Origin of the sequence: Hominimerdicola alba 8 (genome assembly GCF_000178155.2) — a bacterium.
GTDB lineage: Bacteria > Bacillota > Clostridia > Oscillospirales > Ruminococcaceae > Hominimerdicola > Hominimerdicola alba_C.
In genome coordinates, this window is the sequence record NZ_ADKM02000042.1 from 1 (window position 1) to 4,356 (window position 4,356).

The 4,356-nt window shown below is 39.0% G+C and carries 5 protein-coding genes; 3 read left to right on the plus strand and 2 right to left on the minus strand.

All coding sequences use genetic code 11. The annotated features are described in order from the left end of the window. From CUS_RS03925 to CUS_RS03935, 3 genes are all read left to right on the plus strand, one after another. The coding region (locus CUS_RS03925) for an HNH endonuclease family protein (protein ID WP_037276470.1) at positions 1-1,509 on the plus strand (1,509 nt) is incomplete at its 5' end. 50 nt (positions 1,510-1,559) lie between these two features. Beyond that, a complete protein-coding gene (locus tag CUS_RS03930) occupies positions 1,560-1,958 on the plus strand; it encodes a hypothetical protein (RefSeq protein ID WP_037276473.1) in 399 nt (132 codons plus the stop codon). A gap of 46 nt (positions 1,959-2,004) precedes the next feature. After that, positions 2,005-2,616 carry a hypothetical protein gene (locus tag CUS_RS03935; RefSeq protein WP_037276474.1) on the plus strand — a complete coding sequence of 204 codons (612 nt, stop codon included), beginning with the start codon at positions 2,005-2,007 and terminating at the stop codon, positions 2,614-2,616. A gap of 131 nt (positions 2,617-2,747) precedes the next feature. On the opposite strand, the gene CUS_RS03940 is transcribed toward CUS_RS03935, so the two are convergent. Beyond that, positions 2,748-3,041, minus strand: coding sequence for a hypothetical protein (locus CUS_RS03940; protein WP_002847651.1), 294 nt, complete (start codon positions 3,039-3,041; stop codon positions 2,748-2,750). Next, positions 3,038-4,356, minus strand: a 1,319-nt coding sequence (gene tnpC / locus CUS_RS03945) for an IS66 family transposase (RefSeq protein ID WP_002847648.1), incomplete at its 5' end; no start/stop codon positions are given. The genes tnpC and CUS_RS03940, both read right to left, overlap by 4 nt.

Genomic DNA, 4,356 nt, shown 5'->3' on the forward strand with positions numbered 1-4,356 from the left:
GGACTGAAAGAACGTAGAAGAAAAATTATGGGAATTCTGTATAGAGCAGAAACAGAGGTTATCCCCGACAAACCTGACATGGTAACTGATAGGGCTATTTGTAGTAGCGATCCAATTGTTGAGAACTGCTCTATCAATGAGCTATACAAGACTGAGTTACAGACAATATTAGGTGCTGTTGATTTTGCTGAAGCGGAGAATAAGGTATACAAGAATAACCGCAAGCACAAAGATAATAAATACACGAATTTCTTTAGAAACTTTAAATATTTTTACGATAGAGCAAAGGAACTATCTGATTCGGAACTTAATCTATTTGCCAAAACCCTTATAGATAATTGTGAGGTTATCGAGATAAAGAGCTGGAAGGTTGAGCAGGCTATTAATATGTTTAATTCTCTAAACTCTGACGGTTTGCCTCTTGATGATTCAGATATTATCTCGGCAAAACTATTCGCTGTGGCTGAAAAGAACAATGCAAGTATGAGTTTTGCTAAACTTTGGAAAGAACTGCTTGAGAAGATAGATGATTTGAAGCAAAGTGGTATTGTAAAGAGCATTGATGCGATCCTTATGCAGCAGATGTATTTTGAACGTGCAAAGAACAAGAACAATGAGATTGTTACAGCTACCGGCTCAATAAATGTAACAACACCAGGTCTTAGAAGATACTTTACAGATGACAACAAAGAGCTTCTCAATGATCCTATCGGACTATGCAATCAAATGATAAACATTGCAAAGATATGGAAGAAAGCATCTGCTTATCCTATTATTCAGGTTCTTTTGAAGTTCAATGATAATGCAAAGCTGTTTTTAGCAAGCTTTTTTCACCGCTTTGATGCAGACAAAATATCTGAGGAAGATGTTAATGAAATTGCAGTTTGTCTGCTAAGGCTCTTTACTGTACTGGAACTTGTAGATATAGGCTATTCCAGCAGTACATTCAAGACATTCCTTTTCGGTGAGATAGTTAAAATGGCTGACAGCTCTGTATCTGTGCAAGATATTAAGGCTGATTTCGATAAGCATATCTCAGAGAAATGGCAAGCTGACGAAATCAAGAAGTATGTGTCTGAATACGACAGGAATATGCTTGTATACCTGAACGAGTATCTTTTTGCTCAGGAAAAAGAACTGTCGTTTGTTCTTGGCAGCAAATATGACATAGAACATATTATGCCTCAGAGTGGTGCAAACCTTGATGCTATCAGAAAAGATGCCCAGATCGACAGCAAGGAAGAGTTTGATGATACGGTAAATAAGCTCGGCAACAAGATACTTCTTGAAGAAAAGATCAATAGATCTATCGGTAACGAGTGGTTCAGGACTAAGGTATCTACTAAGCTCTCCGATAAGACTGGCTATATTGATAGCGAATATCCTGTTGCAACTGCCTTAGTCAAGAAATATGAGAATGATACTAAGCCTTATTGGTGCAAGCAGGATATTGAAAATGCTACTGATGTAGCAAGTGATAGAATTGTGAGCTTCATTTTTGGAAAATGAGTTCTGCTTACAATTTCATATTTGAAAGTCCAAGATTGGTAGGAATTAAAATGACAGTTAAAGAAATGGTTTTAAAGCGCGGTTGGAAAATTCTTAAATTCAGCGAATGTATAGAACATATAAATACTGGATTGAATCCAAGAAAAAACTTTACATTGGGAACTGGCGATATTAAATACATCACTGCGAAGAATCTAACCAAATTTGGAACAGTGGATTTTTCAAAATGCGATTTTATTGATGAAAGAGCCAAAAGTATCATACATCGAAGGTCGAATATCAAGGTTGGTGATATTCTGTTTTCAAGCAGAGCGCCTATCGGTCATTGTCACCTGATAAAAAATGAACCGAATGATTTCGATATAGGAGAATCAATATTCGCAATAAGAGTGAATCGAGAAGTTGTTTTGCCTGCCTATATGTGTCTATATCTTGCGAGTGATTACTAGTGATTTGCCTGATGATTCCATTTCGGACGATTTTGGAGAGTATATTTTGCAAAATGCTTTTCCTAATGCTGAGCTTTTTATTGAACGCCCAACGGTGCATTGGTTTCATGGAGCAAGATCTATGAATCCGGATGACTATATAACCTATGGCATACTACCACTATCAGAAATGTATCCTAAAATCACACGAATGGTTGACGACATAGCTTGTAAACTAAGCATTAAAGTGAAAGACTGCACAAGCGATATCCAACGACATAATAAATGGCTTACTGAATTGAAACTGAGTGATGCAAGAATTCATGGAGGACCTTTTGCAATGCTTATGTTTGAAGCAAGCACTACACCGCAAGCATTTGGCTGTCATGATTATACTGACGAACCTGAAATTGTTGCTAATTATGCTTATGTGAAATATGATAATAAAGCAGATATTATTTTAGAAGAATATAAGAGACTATCAATTCCGATAATTGTAGAGTTTCTTGAACCAAGTAACAACGATTCGATTTCAGTAAAGCTATTAATCACTACTGCGATACACTACTTGTATCGGATTATACACAATGAAGAACCTGGCTTACATAGCAATATTTGTTTTTCAAATAATGGTAATCTTATCCCGTCAAATTTAATAGTAGGTATCCACAAAATTTGAGCCTAAAAAACTACTTTTTCAATAGAATAAGCAAGAGCGAGTTTCCATTTCTGACAACGTAACCGTCAAACTTTCCGCAACCTAAAAATTAAGACCCTGCCGGAATTGCCATCCCGGCAGGGTCTCATTAATCATTCATTGCCTTTGAATTTCAGTACGTTATCTACGTACTTGATCATATCCTTGTACTCGATCTCAGCTTTCTTCAGCTTGATCGACATCAGAAAATGTAGAAAAGCATCAGTTTTTTCAAACTGATACGACTCAGCCTGAAACATGTTATTGCATTTTGTGCAGGCGAGACTTGGTTCATGCTTTATCGTGAATTCATTCCTGTGACCTTGAAATGTATGGATCGAGGTCTCACTTATCTCGAGTTTCAGCGGTGCATTGCAGTAACAGCATTTGTCAAATACTTCTTTCATTTTTCTTCCCTCCATGGTAATAATATCGTTCCTGCCGTCTGTGAAAACAGCTCTGTCAGATATTTTTCCGCATCCAGACCATTCGCCTGTGCAGTTGAAATGATCGAGTACAGTGCTGCACTTGCTTTCGCACCGTTTGCTGTATTGCTGAAAAGCCAGTTTTTTCTTCCAACTGCAAATGGGCGGATTGCATTCTCGGCTCTGTTATTGTCGATCGGAATATCACCATTTTCGAGAAATGTGTAAAGATATTTCCGCTCGTTCAGAGCATACCTCACTGCATCTGTCAGCTTTCCCTTTCCACTGACCTGAACAGTTTCAAGCCACGCAAAAAACTCGTCAAGCAAAGGCTTTACCTTCGCAAGGCGCTGTTCATATCTGTATTCTGCGGAGCTGTCGGCAAGCAGACTTTCTTCGTGATATATCCTGTTGCAAAAAGCAACCGCCTTTGCTGCGACAGAAGTACTGTAAGCTGACTTGTCTTTCGGCAGACACTCTACAAAATGTCGTCTGTTATGAGTCCAGCAGCCACATCTTTTTGCACCTTCGACTGCATTGTAAGCATCGTATCCGTCACAGATCAGATATCCGGTAAAGCCGGCAAGAAAATTTTTTGCGTGCTCACCTTTTCTTGTCGGTCGGTAATCGAAAATGATGATGCTCCTGTCATTCATTTTGCCGTTGCAGTAGACCCACATTCTTGATGTCGTGGTAGGCTTTCTGCCTTCCTCGTGCAGTACCTGAACTGTTGTCTCATCGGCGTGAATGATATTTCCTGCGATAAGCATTTTGTGCATTTTCTCGACAATAGGCAGACACCATTTTTCGGCAGCATGACCTACCCAGTTTGACATCGTAGCTTTCAGCAGCGGTATCTTTTTTGAATTAAAGTCCTTTTCCTGACGGTGCAGAGGTACTGATTTTGCATATTTTTCGTAGATGATATGTGCCAGAAGTTCGGGAGAACAATAGCTCCCCAGGATCATAGCATGAGGATAGGTTGCACGAACGATATGACAGTTTTCGTCCCTTTCCTCGGGCTTTTCTCCGCACTCGGGACACTTGTATTTATGTACGATATGCCTGCGGATATGAAACTTGGCAGGAGTATATACAAGTTCATCGTAAGCCTTTTCTGTACCGATATCTTTCATTTCGGCACCGCATATTTCACATACGGGAGCTTCTATTTCATGATGTTCCTCTTTGATCTTAAGACTACTCATCCAATCATCGTGAGTGCGCTTTTTCTTGCGCTTGTGTTCGGAAATGGTGACAGTTTCTTTTGGTATTGATTTTTCTTCGATATTTCCGA

Excerpts from the sequence above, each read along its gene's own strand:
- CUS_RS03930 (WP_037276473.1), top strand. The coding sequence starts at position 1,560 with ATGACAGTTAAAGAAATGGTTTTAAAGCGCGGTTGGAAAATTCTTAAA.
- CUS_RS03940 (WP_002847651.1), bottom strand. The coding sequence starts at position 3,041 with ATGAAAGAAGTATTTGACAAATGCTGTTACTGCAATGCACCGCTGAAA.